Source organism: Endozoicomonas sp. ALD040, from assembly GCF_049275945.1.
In the GTDB taxonomy this organism is placed as follows: domain Bacteria; phylum Pseudomonadota; class Gammaproteobacteria; order Pseudomonadales; family Endozoicomonadaceae; genus Endozoicomonas_A.
In genome coordinates, this window is sequence record NZ_CP184829.1 from 4,371,429 (window position 1) to 4,388,154 (window position 16,726).

The 16,726-nt window shown below is 47.5% G+C and carries 15 protein-coding genes; 6 read left to right on the top strand and 9 right to left on the bottom strand.

All coding sequences use genetic code 11. The features are described 5' to 3' along the window. Nucleotide 1 precedes the first annotated feature (1 nt). Nucleotides 2-472, bottom strand: a complete 471-nt coding sequence (gene pilV / locus ACOJUN_RS16155; RefSeq protein WP_422132964.1) for a type IV pilus modification protein PilV — start codon at nucleotides 470-472, stop codon at nucleotides 2-4. Beyond that, nucleotides 469-1,035, bottom strand: coding sequence for a GspH/FimT family pseudopilin (locus tag ACOJUN_RS16160; RefSeq protein WP_422132965.1), 567 nt, complete (start codon nucleotides 1,033-1,035; stop codon nucleotides 469-471). The genes pilV and ACOJUN_RS16160 overlap by 4 nt, the downstream gene beginning before the upstream one ends. Nucleotides 1,036-1,246: 211 nt before the next feature. Between ACOJUN_RS16160 and ACOJUN_RS16165 the strand changes: the two genes are divergently transcribed. Together ACOJUN_RS16165 and ACOJUN_RS16170 are read left to right on the top strand one after the other, a co-directional pair. Beyond that, nucleotides 1,247-3,349, top strand: coding sequence for an EAL domain-containing protein (locus tag ACOJUN_RS16165; RefSeq protein ID WP_422132966.1), 2,103 nt, complete (start codon nucleotides 1,247-1,249; stop codon nucleotides 3,347-3,349). Between the two features lie 99 nt (nucleotides 3,350-3,448). Next, a complete protein-coding gene (locus ACOJUN_RS16170) occupies nucleotides 3,449-5,071 on the top strand; it encodes an NAD+ synthase (RefSeq protein ID WP_422132967.1) in 1,623 nt (540 codons plus the stop codon). A 34-nt stretch (nucleotides 5,072-5,105) separates the two neighbouring features. On the opposite strand, the gene coaE is transcribed toward ACOJUN_RS16170, so the two are convergent. After that, the gene (coaE, locus tag ACOJUN_RS16175) at nucleotides 5,106-5,708 is read right to left on the bottom strand and encodes a dephospho-CoA kinase (RefSeq protein ID WP_422132968.1); all 603 of its coding nucleotides are present in this window, start codon (nucleotides 5,706-5,708) and stop codon (nucleotides 5,106-5,108) included. A gap of 7 nt (nucleotides 5,709-5,715) precedes the next feature. Next, a complete protein-coding gene (locus tag ACOJUN_RS16180) occupies nucleotides 5,716-6,588 on the bottom strand; it encodes a prepilin peptidase (protein WP_422132969.1) in 873 nt (290 codons plus the stop codon). 964 nt (nucleotides 6,589-7,552) lie between these two features. Between ACOJUN_RS16180 and ACOJUN_RS16185 the strand changes: the two genes are divergently transcribed. From ACOJUN_RS16185 to ACOJUN_RS16195, 3 genes are all read left to right on the top strand, one after another. Further along, nucleotides 7,553-8,773: a hypothetical protein gene (locus ACOJUN_RS16185; RefSeq protein ID WP_422132970.1), complete on the top strand. Its 1,221-nt coding sequence runs from the start codon at nucleotides 7,553-7,555 to the stop codon at nucleotides 8,771-8,773. 586 nt (nucleotides 8,774-9,359) lie between these two features. Beyond that, nucleotides 9,360-9,653 carry a DUF1778 domain-containing protein gene (locus ACOJUN_RS16190; RefSeq protein ID WP_422132971.1) on the top strand — a complete coding sequence of 98 codons (294 nt, stop codon included), beginning with the start codon at nucleotides 9,360-9,362 and terminating at the stop codon, nucleotides 9,651-9,653. Continuing rightward, nucleotides 9,637-10,155 (top strand): hypothetical protein, encoded by a 519-nt coding sequence (locus tag ACOJUN_RS16195; protein WP_422132972.1) that lies wholly within the window; start codon nucleotides 9,637-9,639, stop codon nucleotides 10,153-10,155. Before ACOJUN_RS16190 ends, ACOJUN_RS16195 begins: the two co-directional genes overlap by 17 nt. A 249-nt stretch (nucleotides 10,156-10,404) precedes the next feature. Here ACOJUN_RS16195 and ACOJUN_RS16200 read toward each other — a convergent pair whose 3' ends face one another. Next, nucleotides 10,405-10,626, bottom strand: coding sequence for a transcriptional regulator (locus tag ACOJUN_RS16200; RefSeq protein ID WP_422132973.1), 222 nt, complete (start codon nucleotides 10,624-10,626; stop codon nucleotides 10,405-10,407). Nucleotides 10,627-10,687: 61 nt separating this feature from the next. Further along, a complete protein-coding gene (locus ACOJUN_RS16205; protein ID WP_422132974.1) occupies nucleotides 10,688-11,905 on the bottom strand; it encodes a type II secretion system F family protein in 1,218 nt (405 codons plus the stop codon). Nucleotides 11,906-12,307: 402 nt separating this feature from the next. Between ACOJUN_RS16205 and ACOJUN_RS16210 the strand changes: the two genes are divergently transcribed. After that, nucleotides 12,308-13,351: a hypothetical protein gene (locus ACOJUN_RS16210; protein ID WP_422132975.1), complete on the top strand. Its 1,044-nt coding sequence runs from the start codon at nucleotides 12,308-12,310 to the stop codon at nucleotides 13,349-13,351. Nucleotides 13,352-13,594: 243 nt separating this feature from the next. Here the strand turns inward: ACOJUN_RS16210 and ACOJUN_RS16215 are convergent, their stop codons facing one another. From ACOJUN_RS16215 to pdxA, 3 genes are all read right to left on the bottom strand, one after another. Next, nucleotides 13,595-14,413 (bottom strand): symmetrical bis(5'-nucleosyl)-tetraphosphatase, encoded by an 819-nt coding sequence (locus tag ACOJUN_RS16215; RefSeq protein WP_422132976.1) that lies wholly within the window; start codon nucleotides 14,411-14,413, stop codon nucleotides 13,595-13,597. A 359-nt stretch (nucleotides 14,414-14,772) separates the two neighbouring features. Then, nucleotides 14,773-15,579 carry a 16S rRNA (adenine(1518)-N(6)/adenine(1519)-N(6))-dimethyltransferase RsmA gene (gene rsmA / locus ACOJUN_RS16220; protein WP_422132977.1) on the bottom strand — a complete coding sequence of 269 codons (807 nt, stop codon included), beginning with the start codon at nucleotides 15,577-15,579 and terminating at the stop codon, nucleotides 14,773-14,775. Between the two features lie 63 nt (nucleotides 15,580-15,642). After that, nucleotides 15,643-16,626, bottom strand: a complete 984-nt coding sequence (gene pdxA / locus ACOJUN_RS16225) for a 4-hydroxythreonine-4-phosphate dehydrogenase PdxA (RefSeq protein WP_422132978.1) — start codon at nucleotides 16,624-16,626, stop codon at nucleotides 15,643-15,645. Nucleotides 16,627-16,726: the final 100 nt, after the last annotated feature.

A 16,726-nucleotide genomic window follows, 5' to 3' on the forward strand; every position in this document is an offset into this window, starting at 1 on the left:
TTTATAGCGTGCTCCTCAGAATCACCTGACGGCGGGGCTGCTGACCTTTGCTGTCATCAAAGAAAATCGTGATGGTGTAGTTCCGACCCTCTGGTGTATCGGTTTTGACAATTGAGCCATCTGAATCGGGGAGCTGAGTGTCGAGAATGAACTTCCACTGTGCTACGTCGTAGCGGGCCAGCTCTGCAGGTGTGCAATCTGCTGTGTCGCAATCATCGGGATAGGCTGCGGGCACATTGCCGACACTGGCAGAATAACCGGGCCCATTCAGGCCATAGACCGGGTTGGCTTTGATCCTGTCGAGCATGTCGTAAGCAAGAATGTTGGACAGAGAGTTGAAGTAGGCAATATTGTTGTAACTGATGCTTCGGGTTTGTAAAGCAGCCATTCCCAAAAGGCCAGAAGCCAGAATGACCACTGTGATCAGAACTTCCACCAGGGTCATTCCTGCCTGAGAGCGCTTTGAACTCATGGACAGACCACCGAGTCCGTTGAGCGCACCCGGCCAGACAGGTTAATGGTGATGCCCCTGGCAACCTTGGATGTTGTCAGATTGTCGCAAATGAGAAAATTGCCTGAACTGGTGTTATTGACAGTGCCATCTCCCTCAAACACGATTGGAGTGTTGTTACTCCAGGTGATTGAGGCGATGGAATCTGTTGTCTGGGAACGTCTCAAGGTATCGACTCCTGAATCAAATAGGCCGTTACTGTTTTCATCGGTGAAAATGATCCAGCCTTGACTCCAGAGGGTTGGGTCTGCTGCGCAGGTGACTCCGTCAGTGGATGCACAGGCGATGGTATCGTTGCCGGTTTTAACGGCTTCACTGCGGGTGTAAAGCAGGTTTGACAGCAGGTTTTGCTGAATGTTTGAGAAACGGATGGAGTTAGACATTTCTCTCAGTTGTGGCAGTCCCATGGCAACAATAATCGCAGCGATCAACAGAGTGATCATCAGTTCAATTAATGAAAATCCTTGTTCTCCAGGCTCAGGGCTGTTTATTGCTCTGGCTTTATCATTGTTTGACTGCTCCATCACATCTGACCGGTTTTTAGCGCTTCTCTGATTAGTTTAGAAGTGCGTTTTCGTGATCTGTGTATAGGGTCAGAGAACCTGTAGAATTATTTACAAAGAAGCCAGACGGATAAAAACAGGGTGTTTTTTTGGCAGGGGCTAATGATTTCAGGCGTATGGCAGTTATAAGAATGAGATAAGCCTTAAACTCTCGTTGAATCAGGTCAATGCCATGGAGCAGGAAAAAAGGGATACTGTCCGGCTGTTGATAGTGGATGCTTCTTCTGAAGAAGCCGAGGCACTGCTGAATGTCTATCGGGATGCCGGATACCCGACCCGTGCTCATCATGTCATCGCTATGGAAAGTCTGGAAGAAGCCCTGTCCGGTCATCAGAAATGGGATTTGCTGATTATCTCATCAGCAGGCTTGCCAGAAGGATTAACAATCAGTTCAGTGCTTGATCGGGTTGACCAGCAGGGCAGGGATATTCCTGCCATCGTGTTGTCAGAAGAACAGGAAGAAGAGCAAGAAGAAGAACAGCTGGAATGGCTTAAGCTGGGAGTAAGAAGTGTCATTACCCAGGACAATGATGAACTGCTTCTGCTGACTTCCGATCGGGAAATTGCCGACCTTAATACCCGCCGTCACTACCGACGCATGAGTGTTGCCCTGAATGAATCAGAGAAGCAGAGGCGTCACCTGTTGGATGATCAGGTCGATGCCATCATCTACATCAGTGAAGGTCAGATTAAATACTCAAACCCGGCATTTAATGAGCTGGTAGGGGTTGATGGCAACGCCAGTCTTGTCGGTAAACCCTTTACTGATCTGGTTGCAGGCAGAGATCGCAGGGAAGTGGGTGACTTCCTGAACAGTATCGAAGAAAGTGGTCGGGCACTGGCAGCCATTCAATGTCCACTGCTGGCTGATCGGGATAAGGAAGTGCCTGTGAGGGCTATAGTCAGTCCTACTTCCTATGAGGGGCGTTATACACTGAGCGTTTTGGTGAGAACCCAGGAATCCGAAGGAACTTCGGAAATTGGGCAGAAAGACGTTGAAGTCGCACGTCCCGACAGTGAAACCCACCTCTATGATAAAGAAGCTTTCAAGGAGCAGTTGGATGTTGCCATGCAGAGAGTGGTTGCAGGTAAAGACCAATTTGCCTTGCTCTGTATTACTCTCGATTCACTGCGGGCACTTCATGCCAAAGGAGGCAAAAGAGTCAGCCAGCCTTACTACAAGGAAGTTAGTTCTCGACTCGGATTGGTGTTGATAGAACATCAGGCTGCCAGTTGGAGCGGCGACTGTATTATGGCTCTGGTTAAGGCCAGTGATGAAAAGGCAGTGCGGGAGCTGGCCGATCAAGTTATCAGGGGTGTTACACACGAGAGAGTTACACTGGGAAGAAATGAGCTTCCCGTCAAGCTGAGTCTGGGGAGTGTCATACTGACCGATTCCAGCAGCGATCTAAATACTCAGCTGGTCAGAGCCCGTCATGCTGCCACACAGGCTCAAAAAGAAGGTGGCGGAAAGATTTGTTTCTTCCAGAAACGTAAGATTAATAAGGTCAGTTCTGTGGAGAAGCATCTGGCAGGCATGGTCAGTCAGGCGTTGAAAAATGACAATTTCAAATTGAAGTACCAGCCTGTGGTCAGTCTGAAAGGTTCTTCTGAAAAGCACTTTGAAGTTCAGCTGCATATGGTGGATGCCAGAGGTCGTGAACATGACTCAGTGGCATTCCGAAACAAGCTCGATAAAAATGCGCTCTGGAGCAAAGTCGATCGTTGGCAGGTCATAGAAGCAGGAAAAGCGCTTCTGAACCAAACCCGCACAAAGGATAAAATCCGACTCTTTATGCACCTCGGCGGTAACGCCATACTTGAGAAGGAGTTCCTGCCCTGGATGGGCGTTGCACTTAAGGCAGCAGGTATTCCTGCTTCATCCGTGGTTGTGGAAGTCAGTGAGCAGAATATTGTCCGCTTCAATAGACAGGCACCGGACTTTTTCAAGGCGGTCAAGGAGTTGGGTTGCAGTACTGGAGTGAGTGAGTTTGGCTGTAGTTTGAACCCTATGGAAACCATTGCCTCAATGACTCTGGACTATATAAAGGTCGATCCGTCTTTCACCAAAGATCTGACCAGCGAAAATCAGGGCGAAGAGCTCAAGAAAATGGTTCAGGCGCTGTCGGAAAAAGGTCAGAAAGTGATTGTTCCCCAGGTTCAGAGTGCTGTTGAAATGGCACCACTGTGGCATACCGGTGTTGATTTCATCCAGGGCGACTTTCTTCAGGAGCCTGCAGAACATATGGACTTTGATTTTGAGGGTGATTTCTAGCCTCCCCATAATCATGGATCATTTTGAGTTTTACACCGACTGCAACATCGTCGAAAATAGCCTGCTCTCAGATTCAAGATTAAGACATCAGGCTTTTCAATGTCAGCAAAGCTCAATATCGTCATGGCTCAGCTTAACCTCAAGGTGGGCGACATCGACGGCAACACCCAACAGGTGATCGAATCGGCTGAAGAAGCCCGTGATCAGCATCAGGCCGATCTGGTGGTTTTTCCTGAATTGACACTTTGTGGGTATCCTCCTGAAGATCTGTTACTCAGGCCCAGTATGGTGTTAAGAATTGAGCAGGCCATCAGCAAGCTCAGTGTGATTAAAGGCGTTGACCTGGTGATTGGACTGCCCGCCATGGGGGCACATGGTTTGGAAAATCAGGCCGTGGTGTTGAGAGACGGTCAGGTGGTGGCCCGATACGCCAAACAACATCTGCCGAATTACCAGGTTTTCGATGAAAAACGCTATTTCATGCCGGGACAGAAACCCTGCGTCTTTGAGTGTAAAGGGGTAACGCTGGCACTGACTGTCTGTGAAGATCTATGGTATCCCTCTTCAGCCCAGCAGGCTGCGGATGCCGGGGCCGAGCTGATTTTGAGTCTCAATGCGTCTCCCTTTCACAAAGATAAGCAATCTATCCGTTACCAAACCATCCGCAGCCGTTGTCTGGAAACGGGTCTTCCTGTGCTTTATGTCAACCTGCTGGGTGGTCAGGATGAACTGGTGTTTGACGGTGGCTCTTTTGCTATGAACGGCAATGGGCAGGTTGCTGTCAGGGCCGATTACTTTGCTGAAGGTCTCTACACAACCCGTTTCGACATAGTAGACAAGGCTTTTGACCAGGAAGACGTCGCAGAGCTGCCAGGCCTTCATGAAAGGGTTTACAAAGCTCTGGTTACAGGTGTTCGTGATTATGTGAATAAAAATGGCTTCAAAGGCGTTGTTTTAGGTTTATCTGGTGGTATTGATTCCGCTCTGACTCTGGCCATTGCCTCTGACGCCCTGGGCGCTGAGCGGGTGCAGGCGGTTATGATGCCATTCCGTTATACCTCAAACATGAGTCTGGAAGATGCCCGTGAAGAAGCCGATATTCTGGGTGTCGATTACTCCGTCATGCCCATTGCACCGATGTTTGATGCGTTTATGGAAACGCTGAGTGCCCAGTTTGAGAATACCCAAAAGGACACTACAGAAGAAAACCTTCAGTCCCGTTGCCGGGGCGTTATGCTGATGGCTATTTCCAACAAAAAAGGTTACATGGTCCTCACTACCGGTAACAAGAGTGAAATGGCGGTAGGCTATGCCACGCTCTATGGTGATATGTGCGGTGGTTACAATGCCCTGAAAGATGTGCCAAAAACGCTTGTTTTTGAATTGTCCGAGTACCGAAATTCTTTGGGCTATGTGATTCCGCAACGAGTGATCGATCGCCCGCCTTCCGCCGAACTGGCACCGGACCAGGTGGATGAAGACAGCCTGCCTCCCTACGATGAACTGGATCGAATCATCGAAATGTATGTGGAAGAAGATAAAAGCGCGGAAGCCATTATCGAATCCGGTTTTGACCGGGATACTGTCTATCGGGTACTGCGCCTGATTGATGTTAATGAGTTCAAACGTCGGCAGGCGGTGGTCGGGGTTCGCATTACTCCCCGTGGTTTTGGGCGAGACCGCCGATACCCGATTACCAACGGATGGCGTCCGGGCATTTGAGGGTCCGGGCAAAACCAGGCTTCCCCAACAGGGCTCATGCGTTTGCCAAAGCCATGTAAGTCTTGTGAACCTCATCCAGCTGTTGAAACAGCTGCTCCAGAGAGCCGCTGTTATCAACTACGTCGCTGGCTTTCTCCAGCCTCTGTTGCCGGGAGGCTTGCCTGGCCATAATGGCCCGGGTTTGTTCTTTGCCCATGCCGTCCCGACTCATGGTTCTTGAAAGCTGAATGTCTTCAGGGACATCGACAACCAGAATGCGATCGGTGAGCACATGTTGATCGGTTTCCACCAGAAGCGGTGAAACGATGATGGTGTAAGGAGACTCAGACGCTGCCAGTTCCTGAATAATTTGATGACGGATCAAAGGGTGCAGCAGCTGTTCCAGCCATACACGTTCGCTGTCGTCATTGAAAATAATATCCCTGAGTTTTCTTCGATCCAGTGTACCTTCATCAGTAAGAATATCCTGACCATGTCGTTCTGCAATTTTTTGCAGAGCTGGCCGACCGGGTTCCACCACTTCTCTTGAAGCCTGGTCTGCGTCCACCACGGTAATACCGAGACTGGAAAAGTAGTCGGTAACGGCTGTTTTACCACTGCCGATGCCGCCCGTTACGCCAATAACCAACTTACTCATGCTCAGCTCACAGCCCCATAATCTGCAGATAAGATTGAACCAGTGTTTCCCCCCAAAGCAGGGCAATAAAACCGGCAGCGGCCAGATAAGGTCCAAAAGGAACAGGTTTGCTCCGTTCCTGTTTTTTGAGAATGATCAGTACCACTGAGACAATGGTTCCTACCAGTGAAGACAGCAGAATAATCAGTGGCAGCATTTGCCAACCTATCCAGGCACCGAGCGCAGCGAGTAGTTTAAAGTCACCATAGCCCATACCTTCTTTGCCCGTCAGCAGTTTGAATAACCAGTAAACAGACCAGAGCGAAAGATAACCGGCAGCAGCACCCAGCACTGCGTCCTGCAACGGAATAAATAATTCAAAGCTGTTGGTCAGTAAGCCCAGCCAGAGTAAGGGCAGGGTAATGCTGTCTGGCAGCAGTTGGGTGTCCAGGTCAATCATGGTCAATGCCAGCAGGGACCAGACTAAAAAGCAAAGTAAAACTGTCTGGAGAGTGGCGCCAAAGTAGATACCAACAGCAACGGTCAGCAGGGCAGAGATCATCTCAATGATCGGATAGCGGGCAGAAATAGAGGCTTTGCAGGAAGAACAACGACCTTTCAAAAACAGGTAGCTGATAACCGGAATATTTTCCCAGGCCCGAATCTTGTGACCACAGCCTGGACAGGTGGAGTCGGGCTTGATCAGGTTATAAGGCTCCATCTCAGTGGGCACCTTGTCCGGATGAAGTGTTTCCAGACAATCCAGCTTCCACTGACGTTCCATCATCACCGGCAGGCGCAAAATAACAACATTGAGAAAACTACCGACCAGAAGGCCGACCAGAGTCAGGGTCAGGTAGAAGTAAGTGGGCGAAGATTGCAGTAATTCTATGAGTGCCATTAGTCAATAAATCCGGTTTTCTTAGTATTAAAGTGCCACTCGTTCAGGTTCAGAGACGCATTATAATTCGATAGCAGCGACACTATGGCTCATGGCTGTTTCTGGGGTTACTCTACTTGATTTTTGGCGTCAGTGCATTCTTGGGTGCAGTCTCAATTGAGTTGTCGGGTTATCCTTTGAAAGTCTTTATGGCCTGCCAGCGACTCAGACCATAATGACAATGTATTAAAAATACTGACAGGTGCCGGAAACTGTTACCAGCCAAGGCACCCAATATAGTCAGTGTGGATTTGTCTAGAGTTCTGCAGCAATCGCTTCAAATGCTGCCAGTCGCTCACTAATGCCTTCTTTTTAGTCAACCTAGCAGCCTGTCGGACTTAAGCGTCCGTAGCGAGGATTGCAAGAAATTGAGGATAAAAATCTCTGTTTCTGAGGAGAATAGCGAGCTATTTGACGAAGAAACAGAGATTTTTAGACCAATTTATTGCAACCGCAGTAGGACAGTCTTAAGTCCGACAGGCTGCTAGGGAACAGAGCGATTAACGGATGGTAAAAGCTTTTTCAATAATAAGTACCTAACCAGTTGGTTTCGCATATTCTGGACGGCGGCTTTTTCCACCCTTCTGCGTTCCAACTCTGGTTGCGTAGCTATGGCTACGCGCCCGTCGTTGCGCCTTGAAGGATGAAAAAATCCACTCGCCAGAATATGCGAAACCAACTGGCCAGGTACTTATAGCGGCTTTCCGTTCTTCAGAATAACGAGGAACGATAAACTGTCTACCGCCGACGGTTTTATTAGTAGATTAATTAATAACCGGGACAATAATCATGACACAGCGGGTCCGCCTTCAACCGCACGCCTGAGGTGCGTCGGTTGGAAGGTTTTGTTAGTTGCATCCCATCCTGTTTAAAATATCATGATGATGCCGAAAATATATGAATATTAAATGGAATTCTAAGCGTTATGAAAAAATATAGATACATTTCTCTATCATTAATCCCTTTATGGCTTTCAGCTGACAGCACAATTCCAAGCGATGGTGATAATAGATTCTGGAAAAGCCCATATGAGCAAAGTATCACTGAAATAGAAAATGAGGATAAAAAGCATAATTTAAATAAATATATTTATACAGAGCTTTCTAAAGAGAGTTATTTATATGTGAATGTTAAAAATAACCTTGAATTAGAAATCAGTAATAAAGCTGATTTTGAAGGACAATCTAAATCATATCGAGATAATTATTCTAGATATTCCAAGACAAATTTCAACAAGCCAAATATTCTTAAAGCAGCTCTTTCTTCTGTTCCAAATGCCTCTGAAATTGATGGCAATGCAATACATGGATTGAAAAATATAGACTTTATTCTATCGGGAGGAACCTGGAAACCCTATTCACTGGCCGTTGCAAAAAATCATTTGGCATTTTCAAAAGCAAGACGCACTAACTATAAGTTTGTATTGTTTAGCCAGAATAGTCAGGATGATGACTCAGTAGATTTGATGAATTGGATGCAAGGTATGCAGCCTTATTGGGGGAAAATATTTTTAATTAAGAAATTCCTGAAAGAGGGTCGGGTAAAACCTGGGAAATGGATTGCCTGGATTGATGATGATATTGTGATCAATGATTTCAAGAATGATCAAAGCCATCTTGATAAAATAATAGATTCAGTTGATGAGAAAGTTTGCATTATAACTTCTCGGGACTACTGGTACTATGAAGAGTCAGATTTCTTAGATGGTGGTCATTTACCGAATACAGGCATTATTATGGTTAAGAATACAAGTTATTGCTCTGATATTGTAGGGCAATGGCTTAATTATGGAGATGACCCGGATTTGGGAAAAAACACTCAAGAATATACGCTCCACGAACAAGAAGCCTTAGCTAAGCTTAAAAGAAATTTCGGTCGAGGATCTTCAGTTATCAAATTTATTAGAAACAGGACTAGAGATTGGGATTTTAATACATTTAAAAGATTTAACCATTTTTACAATGGTAGCCAGGCAAATTACAATTCAGATACAGAAAATGAAAGAGCCATAGCTGCACTTATTAATGATGCATATATTCATCACACTGGCATGGCTTCTCTTTATAGGCTTGCACTTATAGCTCACTCACTCTTTGAAATTTCAGGTAACTACCCCCGTATCCAAAATGCTGACGATGACAGCTAACTCCTCGCACAGCGGCTACGCATAGGCGAATGTCGCGACCTGCTTTACATGCGCTTTTTATCTGGCTTTTGCAAACTGGAACGCAGTGCGTTCCAAATTGGGCAGGACCGGAAGTGCGTCTTGCACAGCCAGAGATAACGCTGGTTGTGAAGCGAAGACAGAAGGTACTACAGCCGCAGGATTGAGTCTCGATATCATGTGTTCGCTTGGGACTTCATTTTGTTGGGAATGGTGTCAGCACAGAACTGCCGAATTGGTGAGGCAGTTTCAGCCTGGCCGGGATCTGTGACCGGTGCAGAGGTACAGGATGGATTTCTCAGGAACCTGCGAGGTCCAGTATTGACCTGTGTGAATTAACCGTTGGTTCTCTTGTTGAACAGAACCAGGCTGGCAGAAATTGGCTTCAGACCTGCCAGAGCAAAGATGAAGCAACCACAGGAGCTCGGGAACGAATCCATAAGCCACCGGGTGAAAGCAATTTTGCAGGCCGAATACCATGTGGTGAGGCAATTAATTTATTGGTTAATGATCTTCCTGTATGCCATAATGACACACATCTATTCGATAATTAACTAATAGGTGATTTATGGCCTCAATTCCAGATCGTAAAGAAACACGGCTTGTAGCACGAACATCCAAGGATATTCAGGACATTATCCAACGAGCTGCTGATTATTCCGGTGCATCTCTTTCTCAGTTTCTAATTGATTCTGCAATGGAGAAGGCTCGCACTGTGATAACACAAACTGAATCATTACAACTTTCCATGAAGGGGGCTGATGCACTATTTGAAGCCCTGGAAAATCCTCCTAAAGCAAATGGGAAATTATTGGAAGCAGCCAGGAATTATAAGGACACTGTGAATGTCACTAATCATTGAGGAAATCACACGCAATCATGATCGCAAGATCTTTGATTGCGGTATTGAAGAATTAAATAGATTTTTACAACAGCAGGCTCGACAAAAGAGTGTAAAACACATTTCAAAAACCTATGTGGCTTGCCAGGAATCGTCATCAAAGACTATCACCGGTTATTACACTCTGACTGGATATTCAGTAACAGTTCCTCCGGCACATCAATATTACCAGAAGTACCCGCATCCTCTGAGTGCCGTAAAGCTTGCAAGACTCGCCGTAGCTACCTCATATCAAGGGCAGAGATTAGGGGAAATGTTACTAATTGATGCTATTTATCGAACGGTACTTGTTGCAGACCAGATTTCAACTATCGGATTATTTGTTGATCCAATGATGGCAACCGTTGTTTCATTTTATGAACAATATGGTTTTTGTCTAGCCTATCCAGAAGATGAAACAAAACTTGATATGTGGCTGCCCATCGAAACATGTATAGAATTAGCCAGCACGCTAGGAGCCTGACCGAGAATAGTCTGCCCTACTGCGGCGGCAGCAAATTGGTCTGAAAATCCGCTTTTGTTCGTCAAATAGCTCGCTATTCTCCTCACTAAACCGAATTTTCATCCTCAATTTTCTGCCGTCCTCGCTACGGGCGCTATTCTCGGTCAGGCTCCTAGCAAAAACGCCGTAACACCTCGCCCAATCATGTCACCCGAGTCATTTGAAGCCCAATTGGACAGAATTCCGGCCTCGTGTGCTGCTGACCGTTTCTCATTTCTGCACGGCGGTGGACGGGCTAACATTCAAAAATGCTGCAAAGACAGACTGGCTGACTTTGCATTTAGGGTGCAAATGCTTAATCTGCGTTGGAGCCAACGCCTTTACTGGTGGTAAACATAGTGCATCGAACTTGTGCATGGTCGTGGTATTCATAATGCCAGCGTCATACAAGCCCTTGGAGGTTTCATGCATTGCGTCCAGTAAATCACTCATAGCTAATCTCCACTAAATCACCAGCCTCCAGTGCTTTTTTCAGGTCATCATCAAAATGTTTCTACACAACAGACCCCAACTGGAAGATAGGCAAATACATCGCAATAATAAGACCACCAACCAGCACACCAAGAACCGACATGATCAAAGGTTCCATCAAACTGGTCAGTCCATCTACCATGTTGTCGACTTCGTCTTCGTAAAAGGTAGCGACCTTATCGAGCATTTCATCCAGAGCGCCAGATTCTTCACCAATCGACACCATCTGAACGGCCATGGCAGGGAATATGCCGGAGTTTCTCATGGCAAATTGGAGTTGCTGACCGCTGGATACGTCTTCCTTGATCCGTTGGGTAGCATCGAAATAGACGACGTTACCTGCAGCACCGGCAACCGAATCGAGGGCATCCACCAGGGGGACACCGGCGGCAAACGTCGTCGATAAAGTCCTGGCAAATCGGGCTACCGCTGATTTATCAAGAATAACACCAATCACCGGGATCTTGAGGGTGATTCGATCCATTTTGTCTCTGGTTGCTTTGGACTTCTGCAACAGTTTTTTGAACAGGAATCCGAAGGCGACAAGAACGGCTATCGCCAGATGCCATGAACTCTGAACCACTTCAGAGATACCGATAACCAGCTGGGTAAAGGCAGGCAACTCGGCTCCAAACCCCTGGAATACTTCCTCAAACTGAGGCACTACATAGACCAGCAGAATACCGGTTACGATCATCGCAACGCCCACGACTGCGATGGGGTATTTCATTGCTTTTTTGATTTTTGCCTTGAGGGCCTCGGTCTTCTCTTTGTAGGTGGCGATTCTGTCCAGCAGTGACTCCAGAGAGCCTGACTGCTCACCGGAAGCGACCAGGTTGCAATAGAGGTCATCAAAATGAATGGGATGGTTTCTCAGAGCGTCGGCCAAGGTGGAACCACCGGCAACATCATTCTTGATTTTGCCAATGAGATCTTTCATGGCAGGCTTTTCGATGCCGTCAGAGGTAATATCAAAAGCCTGAAGCAGGGGTACACCTGCTTTCATCATGGTAGCGAGCTGGCGGGTAAACAGGGCAATGTCCATGGGCTTGATCTTGCCGCCCTTTGTGCCCAGTGACATACCTTTTTTTCTGACTTTTGTGGTGCTGATTCCCTGCTTACGGAGTTCGGCCTTGACCAGGGCAATACTACCACTCTGGATTTCTCCCTTGACCTTCCGTCCACTCTTGTCCTTACCTTCCCAGACGAATGTGGCTGTTTTTGTTGGTTTTCGTGCCATATCTAGCCAGTTCCGTAGCTTCTTTTATCATTCTTGTTGAGCCACCGCGATGCAATGGCGCTGAACCGCTGTTAACGGAGTTCGCTATAGGGGGTTCATTATAGCGCTAATGGCTTTGTCGGCGAGTATTGTACGAGACCTTAGGGAAACTTTATAGGAAGTAGAAAACAAAATCACAAAAAGATGACAGAAGTCTTCAGAACGGTTGTAAAAAGCCGGTGACTATTCTGCTGTAGCGGGTTTGCCGCAGCGGTTTTTTTTACCAGTGAAACCTTTGGTTTTTGACAGAAAAATACGCTTGCTTTCTTGAACTATCACTTTCTTTGTCTACTTTTCCAATCTAATAAATCAAAAACACAAGACAGAAGACATAAAACACAAAACAGATGTAAGGAAAAAATTTTGAAAAAACCACTCTCTTTGGCACTGCTGTTGCTGATGCTCTCTCTGTCTGTGATTTGTCAGGCCAGATCATTGAAAGGAAGTTTTGTTGTCGAGTTTGAACAGAGTGGCGTTTACCCGGGCGAGAGCTTTTCCATAATGTCTGGCGAGCATGGATTGTCTGACAAGCCGTCATACGGTGTCGACGCCGATTCAGGATCGAATTTGCCACCTGATAACGAAGCATTCAGTCTTGGCGGTTACGGAGTGAAAACGTCTTTTATTGAGTCGATTTCTTGGCAACTGATTTACGCTGCTAATCTGCTGGTTGCTTACGAACTGGTTCTGACCACCAATGGCACCCCTGACTCTAAACTATACTCACGTCTGACTGCAGAAGCACTTGCTGCTGTAGGCGCGCTTTTGAAAAGCTATTGGAACGCCGATTCACCGTTCTATAAACCGTTGGGTCAACTGGAGGCAACTCAGGGTGACCCGTTTGCGGTCACCACTATGATGCTTCCTGGTCACAGTCAACAACAAAAAGCGCCATCAGCAGAAGCATCATCATCCGGTCAGCAAGCCTCAGGAACCGCAACCCCCCAAGCTTTTTCCAGCTTTTGGTCTTCAGGCTCTGGCGGCGGTAACGAAGGCTCTGGACAACCCCAGCATACTTTGGGTTTAAATTGTTTTGTCGATTCCTGCGCAGGTGTCTGTAAACTCCCTCAAATAATCGATATTAGCGAGTCAGCTGATTGGTCGCTGGGTCCGCTGGAGAATTCGACGACCCACACTTGTTATGATAATGAGATGGCAGAAACACAGCCCTTTGAGCAACCCCATACATTTAAATTTACGTTTACGATGGATGACCCAACAAACAGCTGCACGCTGCATCCAGAGGCAATCTTTACAGGTGATGCCTGGGGGGCAGACGACTACGATCCAGTAACCTGTGGATGCGGGGTAGTCTGTATGAATCATGAGGCTCTTTTGAAGCACCAAAAAAGAGAACACAATACCGGGAGTTCCGAGCAAAGTCAGAATTTCAAAAGAAGGCGCTAAGTACTCAGTCACACGGAATCGAATATTTTTGGCTTATTGGGCAGGTGCTCTGCAAGGCGCAACGACGGGAACATAGCAAGCTATGTGACCAGAGTTGCAACGCATCACGACTGCATGGATGCAGGAGCTAGAGCAACGCAGGAGCAGTTGCCGCGAGTGCCTGAACAAAAAGTCAGAAAATATGACTTCGTATGGTTGAGTACTTAAGGGCCCAAAGTGTTCAACAAACTTCTCTTAGCCATTTCATTCATCCTCATAGCAGCAGTCTACTGAGGTGGTAGTGTAGTCGTCCAGGTTCAGGGCAGTGAGGCAGCGTCCCCAGACGCAACCGGTATCGAGAGCATGGATTTTTTTTCGCTGACTGTTGCCTTCCAGGGCGGCCCAGTGACCAAAAATAATACGTTCCTTGTAGACCGGGCTGTCAGGAAAGCTGTACCAGGGGGCGAATGTCTCTGAGGCAGATGCTGTCTTGTTATCGAGGTCAAGCCGACCGTATTGGTCACAAAAACGCATCCGTGTCAGGTAGGCTGCGGTCAGTTTGAGACGAGCTCGACGGGTATAGGCCTCTTCCATAGAGCTGATGGAGTCTGATTTGAATAAAAACTGAAGAAACTCCTGATAGTTTTCTCCCTGAAGCGCTTTTTCCAGCTTGCCTGCATAAAGGCAGGCCTGCTTCAGAGTCCAGATCGGGGGAATTCCGGCATGCACCATGGTGACTTTGCGTTTTTTATCATGATGAATCAGTGGGCGGTACCTTAACCAATCAAGCAGTGAGTCCCGGTCAGGGGCGCTGAGTAGAGGGGCTAATGTGTCTTTCCTTTTAGATCGGCGAACGCGTGCAGCAACAGCTAGCAGGTGCAGGTCATGGTTCCCCAGAACAGCAGTACAATGGCTACCGAGACTTTTCAGGTAGCGAAGCGTGGCCAGTGAGTCGGGGCCACGGTTTACCATATCTCCCGCCACCCACAATTGATCGCGGCCAGGCTTGAAACGGACTTTGTCAAGCAGGCGTCTGAGAGGTTCGTAACATCCCTGGATATCACCTACGGCGTAAACGGTCATTAACTATAATCTCCTGAACCTTTCAATGTGGAGCAGCAATAAATGACTTATAAAGGTTGCTGATTTTTAACATCAAATTGAGGAATGCCTGGTGGAAATGCCCAAAGGCTTTTCCTGATCAGGTGTCTGTTTCAGGATAAGCTTCTGACCGACTCGAAAAAATATCCTTTTCTTCGTTGGCCGGATGGAGGTTCTTCTCCACACTACTGAAAACTGTATTTCCCTGCTAATATACATTTCCCTGCTAATAGTAGTAACTCAGTGAGCAGCGGGCATGCAAGCTGTCTTGCTGTTTAGCATTTAATAGCAGCTTTTCACGGTGAAAAATTGTTCATCCCCGAGGGTGATGAACAATTGTTTCAGTCGTTCATGGCAGATGTATGCAGATAGTTGGCGATGGCAACAAACTCGGGCAGCGTCACCGTTTCAGGGCGACTCGCTGGGTCAACACCCAGTTCAGTGAGTGCGTCGGCAGAGATCAGCTTTTTCAGAGTGTTTCGCATGGTTTTACGGCGTTGCTGGAAAGCTTCCCGAACAACCCTTTCCAAAAGGTTTACGTCATCCGCCGGGCAAGGTAACTCATTATAAGGCTCAAGTCGTACAATGGCTGAGTCAACTTTGGGGGCTGGTTTGAAACAGCCCGGGCCCACAACGAACAGATTGTCTACCTTGCAGTAGTACTGGGCCATGATGCCCAAACGCCCATAGTGCTTTTCACCGGGCTGCGCTGCCAGTCTTTCCACAACCTCTTTTTGCAACATAAAGTACATATCGCTGATCAGCCCCTGGAACTCAAGCAGGTGGAAAATCAGGGGGGTGGATATGTTGTAGGGCAGGTTGCCCACCAGTCTAAGTGTTTGACCCTCTTTAATAAGAGAGGAGAAATCAAACTTTAGGGCGTCTCCTTCGTGAATTCTGAACTCAGGATTCAGGCCAAACCTGAGCTTCAGAGTCGGGATCAGATCTCTGTCCAGTTCAACCACGTCCAGTTGCCCGGCAGCGTCCAGCAGAAATTCGGTCAGTGCACCCTGACCTGGGCCAATTTCCACAATTCGGTCGCCCGCCTTTGGGTGTATGGAACGGATAATCCGTTGAATGACACCGTGATCGTGCAGAAAGTTCTGACCAAATCGTTTACGGGCCTTGTGGTAGGGAATTTCAGCCATGCTTTTGACAAACTAAACCAGCAACAGAGGGGGCGCTATAATAGCGGCAGATAAGCCATTTGGCTACTGAACCATATCGAGAGCATAGCGGATAGCGGTAAACAGGCTGCCCGAATCGGCTTTTCCAGTCCCGGCCAGATCCAGAGCCGTGCCGTGATCGACAGAGGTACGAATAACGGGAAGCCCCAGGGTAATATTGACGGCATTACCAAAGCCTTTGTATTTCAGAACCGGCAAACCCTGATCATGGTACATCGCCAGAACAGCGTCAGCATTTTCAAGATATTTCGGGTTAAAGAGCGTGTCGGCTGGCAGAGGACCTACCAGATTCATACCTTCATGGTTTAACTGATTCAGTACCGGAATAATGGTTTCTATTTCTTCCATGCCAAGGTGACCCCCTTCTCCAGCGTGAGGGTTAAGACCGCAGACCAGAATTCTGGGGTTCTCGATGGTAAATTTTGTCACCATATCCCTGTGAAGAATTCTGATGACTTCTTCCAGAGAAGATTGTGTGATAGCAGACGAGACATCCTTAAGTGGCAGGTGGGTGGTGGCCAGAGCGACCCTGAGGCCTTCGGTTGCCAGCATCATAACGACTTTTTGAGTGTTGGTTTTTTCGGCTAGAAATTCGGTATGGCCACTGAAAGGAACACCTGCGTTATTGATCACTTCCTTGCTGACAGGAGCGGTGACCATGGCATCGAACAAACCGTTTTGACAGCCTTCAATGGCATAGCTCAGCATTTCCAGAACGTAGGGGCTGTTGGCTTCATTAAGCTGTCCGGCTGAGCAGGGTTTGGTCAGGGAGACAGGGGCAACCAGAAGAGTTCCTTCTCTGGCAGGTTCCTTTTCATCAGGGTTGAATAATTCAAAGGTTATATCCATTCCCAGAGTGTCTGCACGCTGCGCCAGAAGCTCAGGATCGGCAGCGACCACTGTTTGCACTGGCAAATTCTGGTAAGCCAGTTGCAGGCAGAGGTCGGGTCCGATGCCTGCAGGCTCGCCGGAGGTAATGATCAGTCTGGGCAGTGTGTTGCGTGTCATAAGTCAGCCATGAGCCATGAAAAATAGAGTGTGTGCCACAAAAGAGAGTCTACAAAAAAAACAACGCCCCGGAAAACCGGGGCGTTATTCTTCTCGGGAT